Below are 294 nucleotides of genomic sequence, written 5' to 3' on the forward strand. Positions count from 1 at the left end.
TTTAAAAGTAGGTTGGTGGAATGATGCAATATTTAAAATGCGTCCTTTTAACTGTTTTATATTTCCGCTGATTTCCATAGTAAGAGGGAATGGAGACAGAGCTATTGTTTCGGCAAAGTTAATCAGTGTATTTCCATATGACTTGTATTCTGTTTCTTTCAATAATTGTAATACAGCACTGTCGCAGGCAAGTTCCCGTTCCTGCCGTATTCTTTTTAGAAAATACCAGATTAGGGGATTGAACCAGTAGAAAACATTTACTGTATTTATCAAATATCCAATTAGAATATCTTT

Annotated in this window: 1 protein-coding gene; it reads right to left on the reverse strand. The window is 33.7% G+C overall.

All coding sequences use genetic code 11. The features are described 5' to 3' along the window. The coding region (locus PZH32_RS13335; RefSeq protein WP_275208732.1) for a M56 family metallopeptidase at positions 1 to 294 on the reverse strand (294 nt) is incomplete at both ends.

Origin of the sequence: Adlercreutzia equolifaciens, assembly GCF_029076695.1 — a bacterium.
GTDB lineage: Bacteria > Actinomycetota > Coriobacteriia > Coriobacteriales > Eggerthellaceae > Adlercreutzia > Adlercreutzia equolifaciens_A.